This window comes from Robbsia andropogonis, assembly GCF_034047095.1.
Classification (GTDB): domain Bacteria; phylum Pseudomonadota; class Gammaproteobacteria; order Burkholderiales; family Burkholderiaceae; genus Robbsia; species Robbsia andropogonis.
In genome coordinates, this window is record NZ_CP139170.1 from 3,090,903 (window position 1) to 3,111,448 (window position 20,546).

The 20,546-nt window shown below is 62.8% G+C and carries 16 protein-coding genes; 8 read left to right on the forward strand and 8 right to left on the reverse strand.

Annotation, left to right across the window (positions count from 1 at the left end; genetic code table 11):
• Positions 1-98: 98 nt before the first annotated feature.
• Entirely contained in the window at positions 99-1,163 is a 1,065-nt protein-coding gene (gene purM / locus SJQ66_RS26955) for a phosphoribosylformylglycinamidine cyclo-ligase (protein WP_024901755.1), read from the reverse strand.
• 318 nt (positions 1,164-1,481) lie between these two features.
• Here purM and hda point away from each other — a divergent pair, with 318 nt between their 5' ends.
• From hda to panB, 6 genes are all read left to right on the forward strand, one after another.
• The gene (gene hda, locus SJQ66_RS26960) at positions 1,482-2,324 is read left to right on the forward strand and encodes a DnaA regulatory inactivator Hda (protein ID WP_024901756.1); all 843 of its coding nucleotides are present in this window, start codon (positions 1,482-1,484) and stop codon (positions 2,322-2,324) included.
• Between the two features lie 11 nt (positions 2,325-2,335).
• Positions 2,336-3,016 carry a histidinol-phosphatase gene (locus SJQ66_RS26965; RefSeq protein WP_024901757.1) on the forward strand — a complete coding sequence of 227 codons (681 nt, stop codon included), beginning with the start codon at positions 2,336-2,338 and terminating at the stop codon, positions 3,014-3,016.
• A 334-nt stretch (positions 3,017-3,350) separates the two neighbouring features.
• Positions 3,351-5,174: a polynucleotide adenylyltransferase PcnB gene (pcnB, locus tag SJQ66_RS26970; protein ID WP_236693512.1), complete on the forward strand. Its 1,824-nt coding sequence runs from the start codon at positions 3,351-3,353 to the stop codon at positions 5,172-5,174.
• 26 nt (positions 5,175-5,200) lie between these two features.
• Positions 5,201-5,731, forward strand: a complete 531-nt coding sequence (gene folK, locus SJQ66_RS26975) for a 2-amino-4-hydroxy-6-hydroxymethyldihydropteridine diphosphokinase (protein WP_024901760.1) — start codon at positions 5,201-5,203, stop codon at positions 5,729-5,731.
• Between the two features lie 259 nt (positions 5,732-5,990).
• On the forward strand, positions 5,991-6,782 hold the full coding sequence (locus SJQ66_RS26980) for a deoxynucleoside kinase (protein WP_046153142.1): 792 nt from the start codon (positions 5,991-5,993) through the stop codon (positions 6,780-6,782).
• A complete protein-coding gene (gene panB / locus SJQ66_RS26985) occupies positions 6,779-7,594 on the forward strand; it encodes a 3-methyl-2-oxobutanoate hydroxymethyltransferase (protein ID WP_046153119.1) in 816 nt (271 codons plus the stop codon). Before SJQ66_RS26980 ends, panB begins: the two co-directional genes overlap by 4 nt.
• Before the next feature lie 123 nt (positions 7,595-7,717).
• Here panB and SJQ66_RS26990 read toward each other — a convergent pair whose 3' ends face one another.
• From SJQ66_RS26990 to hrcA, 7 genes are all read right to left on the reverse strand, one after another.
• Positions 7,718-9,949 (reverse strand): chorismate-binding protein, encoded by a 2,232-nt coding sequence (locus SJQ66_RS26990; protein ID WP_320534771.1) that lies wholly within the window; start codon positions 9,947-9,949, stop codon positions 7,718-7,720.
• A 69-nt stretch (positions 9,950-10,018) separates the two neighbouring features.
• Positions 10,019-11,152 carry a molecular chaperone DnaJ gene (gene dnaJ / locus SJQ66_RS26995; protein ID WP_024901764.1) on the reverse strand — a complete coding sequence of 378 codons (1,134 nt, stop codon included), beginning with the start codon at positions 11,150-11,152 and terminating at the stop codon, positions 10,019-10,021.
• A gap of 164 nt (positions 11,153-11,316) precedes the next feature.
• On the reverse strand, positions 11,317-13,266 hold the full coding sequence (gene dnaK / locus SJQ66_RS27000) for a molecular chaperone DnaK (protein ID WP_320534772.1): 1,950 nt from the start codon (positions 13,264-13,266) through the stop codon (positions 11,317-11,319).
• A gap of 231 nt (positions 13,267-13,497) precedes the next feature.
• The gene (gene grpE, locus SJQ66_RS27005) at positions 13,498-14,085 is read right to left on the reverse strand and encodes a nucleotide exchange factor GrpE (RefSeq protein WP_320534773.1); all 588 of its coding nucleotides are present in this window, start codon (positions 14,083-14,085) and stop codon (positions 13,498-13,500) included.
• Positions 14,086-14,601: 516 nt separating this feature from the next.
• Positions 14,602-15,075 (reverse strand): RNA-binding S4 domain-containing protein, encoded by a 474-nt coding sequence (locus SJQ66_RS27010; protein ID WP_320535385.1) that lies wholly within the window; start codon positions 15,073-15,075, stop codon positions 14,602-14,604.
• A gap of 32 nt (positions 15,076-15,107) precedes the next feature.
• Positions 15,108-16,169, reverse strand: a complete 1,062-nt coding sequence (gene hemH / locus SJQ66_RS27015) for a ferrochelatase (RefSeq protein ID WP_320535386.1) — start codon at positions 16,167-16,169, stop codon at positions 15,108-15,110.
• 207 nt (positions 16,170-16,376) lie between these two features.
• Positions 16,377-17,408 carry a heat-inducible transcriptional repressor HrcA gene (gene hrcA, locus SJQ66_RS27020; protein WP_024901768.1) on the reverse strand — a complete coding sequence of 344 codons (1,032 nt, stop codon included), beginning with the start codon at positions 17,406-17,408 and terminating at the stop codon, positions 16,377-16,379.
• 252 nt (positions 17,409-17,660) lie between these two features.
• Between hrcA and SJQ66_RS27025 the strand changes: the two genes are divergently transcribed.
• Both SJQ66_RS27025 and SJQ66_RS27030 read left to right on the forward strand, forming a co-directional pair.
• Complete coding sequence (locus SJQ66_RS27025) at positions 17,661-18,584, forward strand: NAD kinase (protein ID WP_253463852.1); 924 nt, start codon at positions 17,661-17,663, stop codon at positions 18,582-18,584.
• A gap of 12 nt (positions 18,585-18,596) precedes the next feature.
• Positions 18,597-20,456: a DNA repair protein RecN gene (locus SJQ66_RS27030; protein WP_024901771.1), complete on the forward strand. Its 1,860-nt coding sequence runs from the start codon at positions 18,597-18,599 to the stop codon at positions 20,454-20,456.
• Positions 20,457-20,546: the final 90 nt, after the last annotated feature.

The window sequence follows — 20,546 nt, forward strand, 5'->3', positions numbered from 1 at the left end:
TCATCAAGGGTGACGACGGTACGAGAAGCGAACCAATAAAAAAGGGGCGCGATGGGGTCAGTTCAGACCTCATCGCGCCCCTTTTTTCCCGGACCGACTTAAATAACGACGGTCTGAGCCTCGCCCGCGGCACGCGCACGCACCGCGCCGATTTGCCAGACCACTTCACCGGCGGCCGACAGCGCCGCGCTGGCTTTCGCCGCGTCTTGGGCGGAGACGACTATCACCAGGCCGATCCCACAGTTGAACACGCGATGCATTTCCGCATCGGCCACGCCCCCGTGCTTTTGCAGCCAGCCGAATAGCGGCGGCAGCGGCCAGCCGCGATGATCGAGTTCAGCGGTCAGGCCTTCCGCCAGAATTCGCGGAATGTTCTCGACCAGGCCGCCGCCAGTGATATGGGCGATCCCCTTGACATCGACCTGTTGCAGCAGGCTCAGCACCGGCTTCACGTAGATGCGCGTGGGCGCCATCAGCGCGTCGGCCAATGAGCGGCCATCGAAATCCGCATCCAGATCCGGTTGCGCGCGCTCGATGATCTTGCGGACCAGCGAATAGCCATTCGAGTGGATGCCACTCGATGCAAGACCCAGCACGATGTCACCTGCCTGGATGCCACGGCCGTCGATGATCTTGCTCTTTTCCACCGCACCTACCGCGAAACCGGCCAGATCGTATTCACCGTCGGGATACATGCCCGGCATTTCCGCCGTTTCCCCGCCGATCAGCGCGCAACCGGCCAACTCACAACCGGTGGCGATGCCACCGACCACGCGTGCGGCCGTATCGACATCCAGCTTGCCGCAGGCAAAATAGTCGAGGAAGAAAAGCGGCTCGGCGCCCTGCACGAGGATATCGTTGACGCTCATCGCGACGAGATCCTGGCCCACGGTATCGTGACGGTTCAGCTCGAATGCCAGGCGCAGCTTGGTGCCCACGCCATCGGTGCCGGAGACGAGTACCGGCTCCTTGTAGCGCTTCGGAATTTCGAACAGCGCGCCAAAACCACCGATACCGTTCAGGACGCCTTCGCGCATCGTGCGCTTGGCCAACGGCTTGATACGATCGACCAACGCGTCGCCCGCGTCGATGTCGACCCCCGCGTCGCGGTAGGACAGACCAGAGGCGGAAGCGTTCACGGGAAGGTCTTTCGGTTCATTCATGACGAAAAAGCGGGAGAAAAGCACATGCAAAATCGCATGGCATCGTGAAAGGACACCGTCTGCTCGCGGCAGGTTCGGTAAAATGCGGATTTTACCCCATGCAGGCTGCCGCCCGATGGATTCCCCGATGAATTTGCTGTCGTTTCGCCGCCGCCTCCGCGGCCGCGCCCTGTGCGCGGCCGATGCAGGTCCGCGCACGCGGACCGGAGAAGGGTCTTGACGCGCCCTTTGCCGTCCGGTCAGGCCGGCACGCGTCAGCCGACGCCGGGCGTTCGCGAGACCGACGTCGCGATCTCCCCCTCGGGGACATCGCCTCCCATCAGCCGCCAGTTGCTGCTCGATCTGGGAACACCACCACCGGCGACGTTCGACAATTTCATTGCCGGACCGAACGCGGAACTGATCAGTCGCTTGCAACAATTGCGCCGTAGCGTGTTTGCCACACTCGATCTCCAACGGCCGGGGCTTGCCCGCGCCACCGATGACCGCGTGTTTTACGTCTGGGGTGAATCCGGCAGCGGCCGCAGTCATCTGCTGCATGCCTTGTGCGATGCGATCGACACCGCCGACGCGCCAGCAGGCGCGGCCCGGCAACGGGTACGACTGCTGACCCCGCAAAGCCCCTTGTCGAGCTTCGGCTTTGACTCCCACGTGCTGCTTTACGCGATCGACGACTGCGATCGGCTGCCGCCGGCACGCCAGATCGCGGTCTTCAATCTGTTCAACGAAATCCAGGCGGACCCGAAGGTCGCCTTTGTCGCCACTGGCGCGGCCCCGCCGCGCGGCCTGACCATTCGCGACGACTTGCGCACGCGGCTTGGGTGGGGACTGGTCTACCGTCTGGCGCCGCTGAACGACGACGAGAAGATCTCCGCCCTGCAGATTGCCGCCCGCGACCGCGGCTTTGCATTGGCGCCCGACGTCCCGCCCCACCTGCTGCACCACTACCAGCGCGACATGCCGAGCCTGAAACGACTGCTCGACGCGCTAGGGCAATTCGCACTGGAACGTAAGCGCGCCATCACACTGCCCCTGCTGCGCGCGATGCTGGCCGATGCACCCGATGGCATCTTGGCGCCGACCGTCGACACGCCGGTCCCGACGCCAAAACCGCCCCCCTCCCCCCATTCCGCGCGAACTCGCACGGGCCGCATCAAGTAGAATCACATTCCATGACCCGACTCGCCTTATTCGACCTCGACCACACCTTGATCCCCACAGACAGCGATCATGCGTGGGGACGCTTCATGATTCAGCTCGGGCTGGTCGACCCGGTGCAATTCCAACGGGACAACGAGCGATTCTATGAAGACTACAAGAACGGTTGCCTCGATATTCACGCGTACCTGCGAGTTGCGCTCGCCCCGTTGACGCGGCATTCGCGTGATGAACTGGATGCCTGGCACGCACGCTTCATGACCGAGGTGATCGGTCCACAGCTACTACCCAGTGCGCGGGAACTCGTGCATTCGCACCAGGCGCAGGGAGACCTGTGCTGCGTGATCACGGCCACCAACGCATTCGTCACCCGGCCGATCGCGCAGGCCCTGGGCGTGGATAACCTCATCGCCATCGATCTGGCGACCGAAAACAATGCGCCGCGCGGTCGTTACACCGGCGATATCGTCGGCGTGCCGAGTTTCCGCGAGGGCAAGATCACACGACTGCATAGCTGGCTGGCCGATCAAGGCAAGACACTTGGCGATTTTTCGCGGACCTTTTTCTACAGCGATTCGCGTAACGACCTGCCGCTGTTGCTGGAGGTCAGCGACCCCGTTGCGACGAACCCGGACGAGACGTTGCGCGCGCATGCGACCGCTCACGGCTGGCGCATCCTCGAACTCTTTAATTGACGTGATTACAAAATTTATTAAAAAACTGCTGGGCCGTCCGGAAGACGCACTGCCCACCACCGCGGAAGCGGATTCCGCGGCGCCGACTGATCCGGCACACGATCCCGCATCGACGGACACCCCGGCACGGTCGCGCTCGCGCGGCACGGCTCCGGCGCAAGGTGCCCCGGGCTCCGCCGCACGCGGCCGCGAACGTGCCGCGCGCAAGGTGGTGGCGCACACCGAGACCGCCGACAGCGCTGCTGGCGACGCAGCGCAGGCGGCCACGACGCGTAGCGACGGTGCCGGTGTCGCTCGCCGTGCCCGGTCGATTCGCGCGAACAGTGGCCACCTCATGAGCGCGCGCCCGGACGCCGTGTTGGCGCCTGCCGCTCGCTCCGACGCCGCGGCCATATCGCGTGGCGGCGCGGGAAGCCGCAGACCGGCCCGCGATGTCCAACCGGCCGGGGATCGAAAAAAATCCGATACGCCCGCGTCTCTCGTCACGCCGGATGTGCCGGTCGTCATTCCTGCCGACGTCCATGGTATCGACCCGTCGCTGATTTCCCGCAATGCGGTACGCGTCACCGATGCGCTGCAACAAGCCGGTTTCCGCGCCTTTATCGTCGGTGGTGCCGTGCGCGATCTGTTGTTCGGCGTCGCGCCTAAAGACTTCGACGTCGCCACGGACGCCACACCGGAGCAGGTTCAGCGCTTGTTCCGTCGCGCCCGTATCATCGGCCGACGCTTCCAAATCGTGCACGTGCAGTTCGGCATGGAGATCATCGAGGTATCCACGTTCCGCGCCATGGTGGATCCGGCGACAACACCCGAGACCGCTGCCGCCGACAGCGCCGCGGCGGCGGCAGCAGATGCCTCGATCGTTGCCGCTGCCGCCGAGACGGGACGACGCGACATGGCCCGGGCCGAAGTTGCGCCGAAGCGCCGTGTAGATAGCGACCATGAACACGACGACGGTGACGCGCACGGACAGGCCGAGGATGATGGGGACGACGCCGATCCGGACGTGCATGCAGACGATGTGAACGGGAACACGATCGGTTACCGTGGGCAGGACAGCGCGCGTGGCCCGGTGGCACAAGGTGGACGCGGCGGCGACCGGCGCGGCCGTCGACGCCGCGAGGACCCGGATCGCCGCCTGCATGCCGTGGATGCCAGTGGTCGCGTGGTGCGCGACAACGTCTGGGGCGAGCAGCATGAAGACGCACGCCGTCGGGACTTCACGATCAACGCGATGTACTACGACCCGTCGAGCCGGACGGTGCTCGACTACCACGCCGGCATCGACGATATGCGCGCGCGCACGCTGCGAATGATCGGCGACCCGGAGACGCGCTATCGCGAGGACCCGGTGCGGATGTTGCGCGTGGTGCGGTTCGCGGCAAAGCTCGGTTTCGATATCGAGCCCGCCACGCGGGCGCCGATCGCGGCCATGGCGGATTTGTTGAACAACGTGCCGGCCGCGCGCATTTTCGATGAAATGCTGAAGCTGCTGCTGTCCGGTCACGCTCTGGCATGCCTGACGAAGTTGCGCGCCGAAGGTTTGAACCAGCATCTGTTGCCGATGCTGGAGTCGGCACTGTCCGAGCCGGTCAGCGAGAAATTCATCACGTTGTCCTTGACCAACACGGACCAGCGCATCCGCGCGGGCAAACCAGTGTCACCGGGCTTCCTGTTCGCGGCGTTGCTATGGCATGAAACGCTGCGCAGTTGGAAACAGTACACAACCGCGGGCGAACTGCCCATCCCGGCCTTGCATCGCGCCATGGACGACGTGATGAATGCGCAGACCGGCAAGCTGGCGATCCAGCGGCGGTTCGTCACCGATATGAAGGAAATCTGGGGGATGCAGCCGCGCCTGGAAAAGCGCGCCGGCCGTAGTGCCTTGAAACTGCTTGAACACCCGAAATTCAGAGCGGCGTATGATTTCTTCTTGTTGCGGTGTGAATCGGAAGAGATCGAGGCTGCATTGGGTCAATGGTGGACCGATTTCATTACAGGCGACTTCGAGGCACGCGAGGCGTTGCTGAACAACGGCCCGCGTGAAGCCGGTTCCCGTGCTCGACCGCGACGTCGGCGGCGACGCGGTGGGCAGGGCAGGCAGGACGGCGGCCAGGAAGGTGATGGTAGTGCCGATGTCCCGACCCCAACGGTGTAACACGCACTTTGTAACGGTCTTACGCTATGACAGTTGCCTATCTGGGACTGGGTGCCAATCTCGGCGACGCGAGACAGTCGCTGAAAGACGCGGTCATTGCGCTGGCGCAACGGCCGGGCATCATCGTGCTCGGCAAGTCGAGCCTCTATCGCTCCGCCCCGATCGATGCAAGCGGGGGCGATTACCTGAATCTTGTCGTGGCGATAGGCACCTTGTTGCCGCCCCGCTTCTTGCTCGAATTGTGCCAGGGCATCGAGCACGAATTCGGTCGTGAACGGCCCTATCACAACGCCCCACGGACGCTGGACGTCGATATCCTGCTGTACGGCGACGTATGCCTGGACGAGCCGGACCTGGCAATTCCGCACCCACGATTGACGGAGCGGGCGTTCGCGCTGCAGCCTTTATTGGAACTCGACGGCGATGTCGTCGTGCCTGGCAAGGGGCGCGCGGCGGACTTCCTCGCGGCGGTGAGCGACCAACGCATCGACATCGTCGCGACGTGCCAGTGCAGGATACCGTCCGCCTCGCTGTGTTCGCCGCCCGACCCTGTCTAAGGTGCGCCGCTCGATCACATGATCGCCTGTCCGCAACCCATTTACCCGGTGCCCGACCCCGTTGCCTGACGGTCACCCTTCCACCATCTTTTCGTCGCCGATGAACCGATCTCGATTTGCACCAGCGCCACTGTCATCCTATTCCGCCAGCGGTGCCGATAGCGCGGCCGGTGAGCCCATAGGCGCGCATTCAAGCCTCGAGCCGGACGCCCTGCCACCGGACACGATCATCGGCGTCAACAGTATTGCCGACCTGCCGATCACCGCGCCGTCGCGGCCGGTCACGGCACCAGAATGGCCGGTAGACGCCGAAGGGCGGCCCCGCTATGGCTATGTGGTGATCGAGGGTCCGGTGGGAGTAGGCAAAAGCGCACTCGCAAAGGTGCTTGCCGAAAAATGGGCGATGACACCGGTGTTCGAACAGCCGCATGCCAATCCGTTCCTGGAACGCTTCTATCGTGACCCGGCACGGCATGCGTTGGCTGTACAACAGCACTTCTTGTTGGAGCGACGCCGTTTGGCTGCCGGTTTGAAGCACGCGGCGGTGGGTGTGGGACCCGGCGGTGGGCAGGGTATGACGTCCAGCGCCGCCGCGTTGGGAACGTCAGGATCGATCATAGGTACGGCCAGTGGCACCCTGGCGGGACTGGGGCCGGTAATCAGCGATTTCCTGCCGGAAAAAGACGCGTTGTATGCGGAACTCAATCTCGATCCGGAAGAATTTGCCCTTTACCAGCGACTGGCCGCGCAATTGCCGAACCCATCGCCGGTGCCGGATCTGGTGATCTACCTGCAGGCGAGCCCCGAAGCCTTATTCGCGCGAATCCAGAAACGCGGCAGCGGCGTTGAACTGCAGATGTCGGATGCCTATTTGCGCGCTCTGTGTGACGCTTATAACCAGTTTTTCTATCACTACGAGGCCGCACCGTTGTTGACGGTCAACGCCGAGAACATGGCTCCCGCCGAGGATGAAGCCGATCTCGCCTTGCTGCTCGACCATATCCACCGGATGCGCGGGCCACGCGAATTTTTTGTCAAAGGGTCCTTATGAGTTACCTACAGTCCACCGAACGCCGCGCCATCACGGTGCCCGCGCTGCAGGCCATGCGGGACGCCGGCGAAAAGATCGCCATGCTGACGTGTTACGACGCCAGCTTCGCGGCGCTGCTAGAACAGGCGGGCGTGGATGTGTTGCTCATTGGTGACTCGCTAGGCAACGTCCTGCAGGGACATGCCACCACGTTGCCTGTGACGCTCGACGACATCGCCTATCACACCCGCTGCGTCGCCCGTGGCGCCTCGCGGCCGTTGATCATCGCCGACCTGCCCTTCGGCACCTACGGCACACCCGCCGATGCCTTTGCATCGTCGGTAACGCTGTTGCGAGCAGGGGCGCAGATGGTCAAGTTGGAAGGCGGCGCGTGGCTCGCCGACACGGTGCGCTTTCTGGTGGAGCGGTCAGTGCCGGTCTGCGCGCATATCGGCCTGATGCCGCAATCGGTACATACCATGGGGGGATTCAAGATCCAGGGCCGCACGATCGAAGGGGCGCAGACGATGAAGGACGACGCCCAGGCCTTGCAAGATGCCGGCGCGCAATTGATCGTCATCGAAGGCGTGCCGGCGGTATTGGCAGCGGAACTGACCGATGCGCTCGCCGTGCCGACGATCGGTATTGGCGCCGGTCCCGATTGCTCCGGCCAGGTGCTGGTGCTGCATGACTTGCTCGGCGTGTTTCCCGGCAAGCGTCCGCGTTTCGTTCGTGATTTCGTCTCCGGTGAACCGTCGATCGCAGCGGGCGTTGCGGCGTATGTGCAAGCCGTCAAGGACATACAGTTTCCGGCTGAGGAACATACATTCTGATACGCCGGTGCGGTGATCGGAGGAGATCAATCCGATCACCGCACCCATTGGCCGACCTTCCGGGCAATATCGTTCCGCCTTGGATCGCGTCGCGCCACGGCATGCGCCGTCGCACATCGGCCATCAACGCTGGATGGATGCGGTTATCCAGCCGCGCAGACCGTTCGATAATGCATAGCCTTCCGCGCGGGCCAGGTCGTCGCGTCGGAGGACCCGCTCGCGGACGAGCGGCACCCCCGGCACAACGCCGTCAAGGATAGCGCCACGAAAGACGCCCGGCAGTAGCCCGCAATGCACGGGCGGTGTGTACCAGTGGCCGTCCAATTTCACATACACGGTGCTGCGGCCGCCCTCGGTCAACTCACCCGAGGTATTCTCGAACAACATATCGAACGCGCCTTGCGTCACCGCGGCCTGCCATGCCGTGTCGTAATGCCCGCGTGCGGTGGTTTTGAAACGCAACAGAAAATCATCGGCGCGAACCGGTGCATGACCATGGTCGACTGCCAGAAGCAAGCCGACGGGTTCCGCGCCCAACGGCGCCAGCGGCGCGATCGTGCAAACCGGCGTACCGTCCTTAGACAAGGCGAGTCGGACACGATGCGTCGGCGCGAATGTCTCCTCTGGCACGAAGCGGTCCAATGACATGGACGTGCTCCTGGGTGTTGGCGCGGATGCGGATGCGGATGCGGATACCGTATGCGACGGTGCGGATGACGCAACCGCCAAGACCGCTTTGAGTTGCGTCTCAATCGACGCCAATACCCGATCGATCGACCAATCGAACCCCAGTCGTTCCGCGGCCTTTTCCAGTCGGGCGAGATGGCGCGGCAGAAACGGCATGGCGCAAGTCAGCGCCGCAACGCGTGCCGCTACCGGTCGTGCGATGGTGTCCCTTCCAGGCAAAAGCGAGACGGTCTTGGCAAGGTCAGTCGCCACGGTCAACGCCATGGTTTCGAATAACGCAAATCCCGGATCCGCACCGGTGAGAAAACGCGCCTTCAGCCAGCATTCGGCATATTCGTCGGCAGCAAGGCTGTCCAGCACGATTCCCGCGCCAATTCCGGCGCGGGCCGGCAACAGGCCGTCATTCGCGCCTCGGTCACCCGTTTGTGGGTCATCGATGGTGATGGTGCGAATCGCCACCGAAAGACAGAAATCACCACATCGGTGCTTCGCTGCATCCGCGAGATTCACTGGCGGCCCGGACAGTGGATCGATCCAGCCGATGGCACCGGTGTAAAGTCCGCGCGGCGTTGTCTCAATCTGCTGAATCAGGGCCATCGCGGCATGTTTGGGCGCACCCGTAATCGAGCCGCACGGGAACAACGCCCGCAACACATCGGGGAAGCGCTTGCCAGGCGCCAGTTCGGCACGCACCGTTGACGTCATTTGCCATACGGATGGCCAGGCGTCGACGTCAAACAAGCGATCCACCCGCACGCTGCCTACGGACGCGATACGTCCGAGATCGTTGCGCAGCAAGTCGACGATCATGACGTTCTCGGCGCGATTTTTCTCGTCAGCCTGCAGCGCACGCGCCACCGCTTGATCCGCCTCCGGATCGTGCGGTATGCGCGCGGCCGTACCTTTCATCGGCTTGGCCGACAGCACGCCATCGTCATGGCGGACGAACAGCTCGGGAGAAACAGACAGCACCCAGCTTGCAGGGGTGCGGATCAATGCGCCGAATGCCACTGGCTGCCGTTGACGCAATTGGCAATACAGCGCAACGGGATCGCCATAGACACCGAATGCCAACCGGAACGTGTAGTTGACCTGATAACTGTCTCCGGCACGCAGCGCCTGATGAATGGTGTCGATTGCGGCATCGAAGGCCGCACGGGTGACGCTTGCGGACAGGTCCGCAATGCCGCTGGGGCGCGGCGAAGCGCGAGGGGAATCGGGAGAACGCAACGTAACAGCGGCGGGAGATACAGCGCACGGTACGCATGCCGCGGTGGAACGAGGCATCGCATCCGGTAGTACAGGCGCATCAAGGTCGCCATCTGCGAGTTCAGCGTTGACTTGGCTTAGCCATGCATCGGTCTGCGCCTGCGTCAGACGCGAACAGTGCGCGAAGCAGAGGACACGAAACGCGCCGCCCGCCAAGGGAATACTGCCGGACGACGCCAGCGCGGCGCCCCACTCGTAGTCGGCAAGGATGACCGCATGCAATCCAGCGGCGAGATCGACTTCAACCTGCTGCCATGTCTGCTCGAATGTCGCGGGATGGGTGCAATGACGCGTGTGTCGATAGTCGGTATAAAGCCGGCTGGTCGCTGTCGCCGGCGCGCCGCCACCGCGCTGTCCAGCCGCGACCGAAGGCCGAGCGGCATGTTGTCCGGTGGGCATGGGCCGGGCGTCGTCCAGCAAGGCAAACGGTTCCCCCCGAAGTGGCGTCCGCACCGCATCCACCGCGACTTACTCGAAGAAGCTCTTGACCTTGTCGAACCAGCTCTTGCTTTGCGGGTTATGCCGCGAGCCGCCTTCGGCCAGGGCCGCTTCGAATTGCTGCAGCAAGGCACGCTGCTCGTCAGTCAACTTGATCGGCGTCTCCACACCCACGTGCACGTAGAGATCACCGGCAATGCTGGACCGCAGACCCTTGATACCCTTGGCCCGCAAGCGGAACGTCTTGCCAGACTGCGTGCCTTCGGGGACCGGGAACGTCACCCGACCATTCAGCGTGGGCACTTCGATATCGCCACCCAGGGCCGCCGTGGTAAACGAAATCGGCATCTGGCAATGCAGATCGTCGCCATCGCGCTCGAAAACCGTGTGCGCCTTGATATGGATCTCGATATACAGGTCACCGGCCGGCCCGCCATTGACGCCAGGTTCGCCGTTGCCCGCCGACCGTATGCGCATGCCTTCGTCGATACCAGCCGGAATCTTGACCTCGAGGGTCTTCGTTTCCTTGACCTTGCCTACGCCATGGCACTTCGTGCAGGGGTCCGGAATATAGCTGCCCGTCCCATGACACTTCGGACAGGTCTGCTGAACACTGAAAAAGCCCTGTGACATCCGAACCTGGCCTTGGCCACCGCACGTGGGACAAGTTTGCGCCTTTGTGCCCGGCTTGGCGCCATGGCCGTGACAGACATCGCATTCGGTCCAGCCCGGCACGCGGATCTGTGTGTCATAGCCGTGCGCCGCCTGCTCCAGCGTGATTTCCATGCTGTAACGCAGATCGGCACCGCGGTACACCTGCGGTCCCGTACGGCCCCCCCGCCCTCCGGCCTGCTGGCCGAAGATATCGCCGAAGATATCGCCGAACGCGTCGGCAAAGCCGCCAAAGCCCTGCGCACCGGCGCCACCACCCATGTTCGGGTCCACGCCGGCATGACCATACTGGTCATACGCTGCGCGTTTCTGAGGGTCGGACAGCATTTCATAGGCTTGTTTCGCCTCCTTGAAACGCTCTTCCGCATCCTTGTTATCCGGGTTCCGGTCTGGGTGATACTTCATGGCCAGCTTCCGATAAGCTTTTTTCAGCTCTTCGTCGCTGGCATTCTTCGCCACACCCAGAATTTCGTAAAAATCACGTTTTGACATCGTCGTACCTTGTGTCGCCTCTTGACGGTCAGCCTATCCCTGCGCGCCGCGCGACGCGTTATCCAGTCAGGCAGCAGCGGAAAAAACCGATGGCGGGCGGCCGCCGGAGCCAGGCTCCGACGCCGTCCGCCACGATACGGCAGACTACCTGTTGCAGGTGACGCCTAGTCCTTCTTGACTTCCTTGAAGTCGGCGTCGACGACGTCGTCTTCAGCCTTGCCGCCAGACGCCGCACCCGCCGCCGCGCCTGCCGCACCGGCACCTGCCGGCCCACCTGCTGCGCCCGCCGCCGCCGCATCGGCGTACATCTTCTCACCGAGTTGCTGCGAAGCGGTTGCCAATGCCGTTACCTTCTCGTCGATCGCGGCCTTGTCGTTGCCCTTCAGTGCTTCCTCGAGATCCTTGATGGCTGCTTCGATCTTGCCCTTCGTTTCGGCATCCACCTTGTCGCCGTGTTCGGTCAAGGCCTTCTGCGTGCTGTGAACCAGCGCTTCACCCTGGTTACGGGTATCGATCAATTCACGCAGCTTCTTGTCTTCCTCGGCGTTTGCTTCGGCGTCCTTGACCATACGCTCGATTTCTTCGTCTGAAAGACCCGAATTCGCCTTGATCGTGATCTTGTTTTCCTTGCCCGTCGCCTTGTCCTTCGCGGAGACGTGCAGGATACCGTTCGCATCGATATCGAACGTCACCTCGATCTGCGGCGTACCACGCGCGGCCGGCGCGATTCCTTCCAGGTTGAATTCACCCAGCAGCTTGTTGCCGGACGCCAATTCACGCTCGCCCTGGTAGACCTTGATGGTCACGGCCGGCTGGTTGTCGTCGGCGGTCGAGTACACCTGGGAGAACTTCGTCGGGATGGTCGTGTTCTTCGTGATCATCTTCGTCATCACGCCGCCCAGCGTTTCGATCCCCAACGACAGCGGCGTCACGTCCAGCAGCAACACGTCACTACGGCCACCGCCCAGCACCTCGCCCTGGATCGCCGCACCCACGGCCACCGCCTCATCCGGGTTCACGTCACGGCGCGGTTCCTTGCCGAAGATTTCCTTCACCTTTTCCTGCACCTTCGGCATGCGTGTCTGACCGCCGACCAGGATCACGTCATCGATGTCGCTGACCTTGATGCCCGCATCCTTGATCGCGATACGGCACGGTTCCATGCTGCGCTCGATCAGGTCCTCGACCAGTGCTTCCAACTTCGAGCGGGTGATTCGCAGATTCAAGTGCTTCGGGCCGCTGGCGTCCGCCGTGATGTACGGCAGGTTCACGTCCGTTTGCTGCGCGCTCGACAACTCGACCTTGGCCTTCTCCGCCGCTTCCTTCAGCCGTTGCAGGGCCAGAACGTCCTTGCTCAGGTCAACGCCTTGCTCCTTCTTGAACTCGCTGATGATGTAGTCGATGATGCGCTGGTCGAAGTCTTCACCGCCAAGGAACGTATCACCGTTCGTCGACAGCACCTCGAACTGCTTTTCACCGTCGACGTCGGCAATCTCGATGATCGATACGTCGAACGTCCCGCCACCCAAGTCGTACACGGCGACCTTGCGATCACCCTTTTCGCTCTTGTCCAGGCCGAACGCCAGCGCCGCCGCGGTCGGCTCGTTGATGATGCGCTTGACGTCCAGGCCGGCGATGCGTCCCGCGTCCTTCGTGGCCTGACGCTGGCTGTCGTTAAAGTACGCCGGCACGGTGATCACGGCCTCCGTCACCGGCTCGCCCAGGTAGTCCTCGGCAGTCTTCTTCATCTTGCGCAGGATTTCAGCGGACACCTGCTGCGGCGCCAGCTTTTCGCCGTGCGCCTCGACCCACGCGTCGCCATTGTCGGCCGACACGATCTTGTAGGGCATCAGGTCAATGTCCTTCTGCACTTCCTTTTCACTGTACTTGCGACCAATCAGACGCTTGACCGCGTACAGGGTATCGCGCGGGTTCGTCACGGCCTGGCGCTTTGCCGGTGCGCCGACGACGATTTCGCCGTCCTTCAGGTAACCGATGATCGAAGGTGTGGTCCGCGCGCCTTCCGCGTTCTCGATGACCTTGGCCTGTTTGCTTTCCATTACCGCAACGCAGGAATTTGTCGTTCCGAGGTCAATGCCGATGATCTTGCCCATCTTGTTCTTTCTCCTGGCTGTGTCAGCCGTCAGGCGGAGCCCGGCTCCGCGCAACAAATCAAATATGTTCGAAAAATAGGTCCGGTCACGCCGATTTCAAGAGCCTGACCGCGAAAATGCTGCATTCCTTCGCACATCCCATGCCACGCCGATCCACAGACCATCCGGGGCCGCGCAATATGCCGCCGCAATAGGGTTTCGCGCCAGCGGCAGGCCCATGAGAACCCGGCGTCACTTCGGTGCCGCCACCATCACCAAGGCCGGGCGCAGGACACGCTCCGCAATCACATAGCCCTTTTGCAGGACCGTGACGACTGTATTCGGCTCTTGGTCGGCCGGTACCATCGAGATGGCCTGATGGAAATGCGGATCGAACTTGTCATTCGCTTCCGGCGCCACCACCTTGATCCGACCCTTTTCCAATGCCGCCAGCAATTGCTTCAGCGTCAGGTCCATTCCTTCGCGCAGCTTCTCGGCGTTGGATGCGTCCGCCCCGAGACCGGCCTCCAGGCTGTCCACCACCGGTAGCAAGTGCTCCGCGAAACTTTCGATCGCGAACTTATGCGCCTTTTCCTTTTCTTCCTGGCCGCGGCGGCGGACATTCTCCGTTTCCGCCTTCGCCCGAAGGAATTCCTCCTTCAACGCGGCGATCTGCGCCTGCGCTTCGGCCAATGCCGCTTCGGCTTCGTGACCTCTACTTTCCAATTGGTCGCTCGACACCGACGCTGCTGCGTCCGCCTGCGCTGCCTGCTGATTCACCACGTCCGCCGCGGCATTGTCCGTCGTCTGCTGATCGCGGTTCGCTGGATTGTCTTGCATGCTCGTTTCCCGTCTGAGTCTGTGTGATTGATCCGGCGCACGGCCCTCTGTTCCCGACTTGGAGACGATTTCGTTGTTTTCAAGCCCAGATCTCAGAAATTTGTGCCCGTGAAGGCACTTGTCCCGCGCGACACAACACCGCTCGCCGCCACGCGCGGCTAGACACAGGGAGGGAACGCCAGGACCAGGGTTTGTCACAGCAGGGTGGAGCACATCGCGCGCTCACCGCGCACGCTTGCCATGCCAACGGCAACAGCTCGTTACATTCTTTACCCAGAACAGGGACTTAGGGCCATGACACGGCGACGGCGGCCGCATTAAAATCAAGCCGTGCTAAGGGGCTTGACCTTCCGGAATCAGCGCGTAAAAAAAGAGGTGAATAAATGAAATTGACGTTCGCAATCGTCTTTATCCTGTCCGTGCTGATCGCTGGAACCACCACCATTTGCTTGTCAGGCGCAGTCAGTGCACGGACATCGGAGTACGGCACCGCGAAGGCGCTGACCCGCGATTGGCTCAATCCTTATCCGGCCAGCCATCAGGCGGGCCATACGAAGGATCGTGACCTGGGCTCCCTGCTTGCGCAATGACGCGCCGGTCGCGCTTCGTGGGCCGGCCATGCCACCCGGCGGCGGGCTCCCGGAACAGGTGACGTCGGGTACGTTCGGCCTCACGCGCTTGCGCGCTGGCCACGGTTTCTTCATAAAGTAGCCGTGCAACGGGCGCCGGCCCCCTCACTTCGCTGATAGTCCGCACTACGACAGTCCACCGTCCCGCTTCCAGATCGATCGTGATCACGTCTCCGATGCGCACGTCGCGCGACGGCTTGACGGCATCGTCGCCAATCAGAATTCGCCCCTTTTGAACGGCCTGCTGCGCCAACGATCGCGTCTTGAAGAACCGCGCCGCCCATAGCCATTTGTCAACGCGCGCTTTTTGACCAGGTGCATCCCCGTTTGACGAATGGCGGTCCCTATCGAGCGTCTCCACCGTGGTTGCACGGCGGCCCGATTGTCCGCGACTCACTGCGGCGCCCCTCCCGGCCAACCGCCGAGGTTGTCGGCGCACAATGTCGCGAGTCCGGCGATCCAGGCCGGCGCATCGTTCAGGCAAGGAATCCTGCGAAATCTCTCTCCGCCAGCGTGCAGGAACGCGTCGCGCACTTCAAGACCGATTTCCTCGATCGTCTCCAGGCAATCGGCGGTAAAACCGGGGGTGAAAACATCGATCCGGCGCGTGCCGGACTGGGCCAGTGCAATCGCGGTGGGCTCCGTGTAAGGTTGCAACCACTCCGCCTTGCCGAACCGTGATTGAAAGGTCACGCGGCATCTATCGGCGTCCAACCCCAATACGTCGGCCAACCGCGCGCCAGTGGCGAGGCATTCGGCCTGGTAGGGATCGCCCAATGTAATCGTCCGTTTGGGGACGCCGTGAAAACTGAGCAACAACTTGTCGCCCGCGGAAAAATCCGGCGCACCGTGTTCCCGCCAGAAGCGCGCGACCTGCTCGGCAAGCGCCGCGATATAGTTGGGATCGGTCGGGTAAGACTTGACCGCACGCAATGCCGGTTGGTCGCGCAATCCGCGTAAATGATCATAGGCGGCATCGAAAGCGGTGGCCGTCGTGGATGCGGAGTACTGTGGGTACATCGGCATCAATAGAATGCGCTGCGTACCCGCGGCCTGCAATGCGTCGATGCGTGCCGCGATATCAGGTGTGCCGTATCGCATCGCGTATTCGACCCGCACGTTCATCCCGAGTTCCGCGAAACGGCTTCGCAGCGCCGCGGTCTGGCGTTCCGTATAGACCCGTAGCGGCGAGCCCTCGTCCATCCAGACCGAAGCGTATTTCTTCGCGGAAGCGCGTGATCGCAACGGGACGATGACCCCTCGCAATAACGGCTGCCATAATAACGCTGGAATCTCGACAACGCGGGGATCGGACAGGAACTGCTTCAGGTAACGGCCGACCGCACCCGCTTCCGGCGCATCCGGCGTGCCGAGATTGATCAGTAATACCGCCGTGCCCGAGGAACCGACCGCCTCGACGGGAGGCGCGCTCGCCAGAGATCGTCCTGGCGTCATTTCAAGGGGCGACGCAGGATCGACCAAGAGATCGGGTGCATTTGGCGACATCGGCACGGCGGATGCCGTCGACAGGATTGGCCCGGATGGCATCGTTGCGTCGGATGGACTGATCGGTGAATTCATGGAGAGACACAAAGGCAGATGTACTACCAGTGTACCCCGAGCGCGACGGTGGGCGGCAGCGTGCAGACCACTGTCGCGCCGTCAGTGCTGACTGAGCGCGTTCGATAACAACCGCGCGGTGATGTCCACAATGGGAATGACACGGTCATAAGCCATCCGTGTCGGGCCGATGACGCCAAGGGTGCCGACGATCTTGCCATCCACTTCGTATGGTGCCGTCACGACGCTCATCTCCTCGATGGGGACCAGATTCGACTCGCCACCGATATAGATTTGCACCCCTTGCGCGTGGCTCGACACATCCAGCAATTGGAGCAGACTGGTCTTCTGGTCGAACAGGTCGAACAAGCGACGCATCCGCTCCATGCTGGACGACAGATCAGTGACTTCCAGCAGATTGCGTTCGCCGGAAATCAGCAGATTGTCGCCATCGTCCGACGCTTCCTCACTGCCCGCTTCCACCGCCTCCTGCATCAGGTGCGTCATATCGGCTCGGACGGCGTCGATCTCCCCGCGCAAACGTCGCCGGACCTCGTCAAATGACTGGCCCGCGAAGTGTGCGTTGATGTAATTCGACGCTTCGATCAGTTGCGACGGACTGTATTCACGCTGCGTCGCCATGATCCGATTCTGGATATCCCCTTCCGGGGTCACGATGACAAGCAGGATGCGCTTGTCGGACAAGCGCATGAACTCAATCTGGCGGAAGGTCTGACTCCGGCGTGGCGTGAGGACAACACCGGCAAACTGAGACAGGTTCGACAACACGCCCGCCGCCGCCGCAACCACCTTCTGCGGCTGGCCGTGCTGAAGCTGCGCGGCAACCCGTTTCGCAAAATCAGCCACCTCGCCATCAGCGGTAAGAGGCTTGGATGTCAGCATCGTGTCGACGAAGAGCCGATAGCCACGCGGGGTGGGAATACGCCCCGCAGACGTATGAGGGCTCGTCACCAGGCCCAGCTCCTCAAGGTCGGACATCACGTTGCGGATGGTCGCCGGACTCAGGGCAAGTCCGGAAAACTTCGAAAGCGTGCGCGAGCCGACAGGCTGACCTTCGGCGATATACCGTTCGATCAGGGTCGTCAGCAGAGTTTGGGCGCGCGGGTCTAGCATTCAGGAATTCTAGCGCAATCCGCCCCGGGCAGGCCGTTCAAGGCATTGTTTACAATCGCATGGCGGCAATTCCGCCACTGCGCTGCGAGAACCCGCTGCCTCGTTTGCATTGCCGGGGCACGATGCACCTCGCGTCGGCCCATCCATAGACGCAGGGTTCCGACGCAGCGGCTGGTCACACGCATCCGCCATTAGGACGCAATCGGGCTGAAGCGGTAGAGTTTCCCCCGTCGCCTGTGGTGTAATGCGCAAATGGAAACCCGTACCTCTTTCAAGACCGTCGCGCTGATCGGCAGGCCTAATACGCCCAATATCGGCGAGCCGCTGCTGACACTGGCCCGCGCCATCGAAGCCCGCGGCTTCACGTTGATCTTCGAGGCCGCCACGGCCAGCGAGATAGACCTGACGTCCCAGCTCGGTTCCCTGCGCCATAGGCCGGCCGTCGCGACCACCGCCGAGATAGGCTCGCGCGCCGATGTGGCCGTCGTCGTCGGTGGCGACGGCACGATGCTCGGCGTTGGCCGCGAACTGGCACCGTTCGGCACGCCGCTGATCGGCATCAACCACGGGCGGCTCGGCTTCATCACGGATATCCCCATCGTCGACATGAACCGGGTCGTGCCGGACCTGTTGGCGGGCCACTACGAGCGCGAGGAACGCACGCTGCTGGAAGCGCGGATCATGCGCGACGGCAAGCAGATCTACGACGCACTGGCGTTCAATGACGTCGTCGTCAACCGCAGCGGGTTCTCAGGCATGGCAGAGCTGCGCGTGGTGGTGGACGGAAGATTCATGTATTCGCAACGATCAGACGGATTGATCGTGGCCACGCCAACGGGTTCGACCGCCTATGCCTTGGCGTCCCAGGGGCCAATCCTGCATCCACAGGTCGGCGGCATCGTGTTGGTGCCGATCGCCCCTCAGGCGCTGTCGAACCGACCGATCGTGCTGCCGGACAAATCCGAGATCAGCGTGCAGGTCATTGGTGGGCGGGAAGTCAACGTCAACTTCGACATGCAATCCTTCACGGCGCTGGCACTCGACGACATCATCGAGATCCGGCGTTCATCACACACGGTGCCATTCCTTCACCCGGTGGGTTACAGTTATTTTGCGACGCTGCGCAAGAAGCTGTACTGGAACGACCACCCGGCCAACGATCCGCGGCAGAGCTAAACGCCGTCCACCATGCTTCGACAACTTTCGATTCGCGATTTCGTCATCGTCGACCGCCTTGACATCGAGTTCGACGCCGGCTTCACGGTATTCTCCGGCGAGACCGGCGCTGGCAAGTCGATCCTGATCGATGCGCTGGCGTTGATCCTCGGCGCGCGCGGTGACGGCAGTATCGTCCGGAACGGCGCGGTTCGAGCCGACCTGAGCGCGGTATTCGATGCGCCGCCGGACGTGGCCGAATGGCTGCATGAGCACGCGCTCGACGACACTGGCCACGCGGCCGAGGTTCTCGCCGCGACAGCGGCATCCTCGGCACGGGACAAGGACATGACAAAGTCATCGCGCGGGGCTAAAACGAGCCGCGCGACCGGGAACCAGGCAAGTGCGATGCATGCACCGCCCGTGATGCTTCGACGTGTCATCGATGCGACCGGCGCTCGATCGCGCGCCTTTATCAACGGCACGCCCGCGACGCTTGGGCAGCTCCGCGAATTGGGTGAAATGCTGGTCGACATCCATGGTCAGCACGCGCACCAGGCATTGATGCGCCCAGATGCGCAACGTCTGCTGTTCGACACGCATGCGGGTGCGACGCAGGCGGCCGCGCGCACCGCCGCGGCCTGGGCGGCATGGCGCGCCGCGCGGGCGCGTATCGATGATGCCCGCAAGCGTGCCGAACAGATCCAACTCGAACGAGAGCAATTGGCCTGGCAAGTCAATGAACTGGAAACGCTGGCGCCGCAGGCGGGCGAATGGGAAGAGATCGGCGTTGAACATAAGCGCTTGTCGCACGCGGCCAGTTTGATCGATGGCGTGCAGGGGGCGATCGACGCGCTATCGGAATCCGATGATGCGTTGATTGGGCGGGTCTCCGCCATCACCAGCCGCCTTCAGGCACTGGCCGAGATCGATGAAAATCTACGCGACGTCTTACTTGCGCTCGAACCTGCGCAAATTCAACTCCAGGAAGCGGCGTACTCGCTGACGCATTATGCGCAGCGGCTTGACCTCGATCCGCAGCGCCTGGAGCAAGTGGATGAGCGTATGAACGCGCTGCATGCGGCCTCGCGAAAATTCCGCATCGCTCCCGAAGCCTTGGGTGATGCGCTCGGCGAACGCCGCGGTCGGCTTGCGGCATTGGACGCGGAAGCCGATTTCACCGCGCTGGAAAAAGCGGAGCAAGACGCCGCCGTGGCGTACCGCGATGCGGCGCACGTGCTGTCCACGATCCGCAAGGCTGCGGCCGGCGTCCTGTCCGAAGGCGTCACCACTGGCATGCAGGAACTGTCGATGGTGGGTGGCAGCTTTGAAGTCGCGTTGACGCCCGTCCAGTCGACGCGAGATGGGGAGCATCCCGACGTGGTCGGTGGTCCGAACGGTCTCGAACAGATCGAGTTCCTGGTGGCGGGTCATCCGGGTGTGCCGCGACGCCCCTTGGCGCGGGTCGCCTCCGGTGGCGAACTGGCGCGGATCAGCCTGGCATTGTCAGTCATCGCCAGCGCGGCCAGTCCGACCCCCACGCTGATTTTCGATGAAGTGGATACCGGCATTGGCGGCGCGGTGGCCGAAGTGGTCGGCCGGTTGCTGCATCAATTGGGCGGCATGCGGCAAGTGCTTTGCGTGACCCACCTGCCCCAGGTGGCGGCGCGCGGCGATCGTCATCTGCGCGTGACCAAACAGGTCCGGGATGTCAGCGCCGATGTCGTGGCCGGGCAACCGGTGGACGGCGGCGCGCAGACGGAAAGCGAGACCGTCAGCGCAGTCACACGGATCGACGGCGCCGAGCGCGTCGAAGAGATCGCGCGGATGCTCGGCGGTATCGACATCACGCCGACGACTCGTCGCCACGCCAAGGAAATGCTGGCGGCGTGACGCCGGGCGAAGGCGAGTGACGCGCACCGAAAGGCGGATCACGCGCCGGCGTCTTCAATCGTGACCGCGCGCCTTCATTCGATAGCGACG

Coding starts and splice junctions, on each gene's coding strand:
- dnaK (WP_320534772.1), bottom strand. CDS start 13,266: ATGGGCAAGATCATCGGCATTGACCTCGGAACGACAAATTCCTGCGTT.
- SJQ66_RS27030 (WP_024901771.1), top strand. CDS start 18,597: ATGCTTCGACAACTTTCGATTCGCGATTTCGTCATCGTCGACCGCCTT.
- hrcA (WP_024901768.1), bottom strand. CDS start 17,408: ATGCTAGACCCGCGCGCCCAAACTCTGCTGACGACCCTGATCGAACGG.
- SJQ66_RS27025 (WP_253463852.1), top strand. CDS start 17,661: ATGGAAACCCGTACCTCTTTCAAGACCGTCGCGCTGATCGGCAGGCCT.
- folK (WP_024901760.1), top strand. CDS start 5,201: ATGACAGTTGCCTATCTGGGACTGGGTGCCAATCTCGGCGACGCGAGA.
- SJQ66_RS26965 (WP_024901757.1), top strand. CDS start 2,336: ATGACCCGACTCGCCTTATTCGACCTCGACCACACCTTGATCCCCACA.
- panB (WP_046153119.1), top strand. CDS start 6,779: ATGAGTTACCTACAGTCCACCGAACGCCGCGCCATCACGGTGCCCGCG.
- grpE (WP_320534773.1), bottom strand. CDS start 14,085: ATGCAAGACAATCCAGCGAACCGCGATCAGCAGACGACGGACAATGCC.
- purM (WP_024901755.1), bottom strand. CDS start 1,163: ATGAATGAACCGAAAGACCTTCCCGTGAACGCTTCCGCCTCTGGTCTG.
- hemH (WP_320535386.1), bottom strand. CDS start 16,169: ATGACGCCAGGACGATCTCTGGCGAGCGCGCCTCCCGTCGAGGCGGTC.
- SJQ66_RS26990 (WP_320534771.1), bottom strand. CDS start 9,949: ATGCCCACCGGACAACATGCCGCTCGGCCTTCGGTCGCGGCTGGACAG.
- dnaJ (WP_024901764.1), bottom strand. CDS start 11,152: ATGTCAAAACGTGATTTTTACGAAATTCTGGGTGTGGCGAAGAATGCC.
- pcnB (WP_236693512.1), top strand. CDS start 3,351: ATGAGCGCGCGCCCGGACGCCGTGTTGGCGCCTGCCGCTCGCTCCGAC.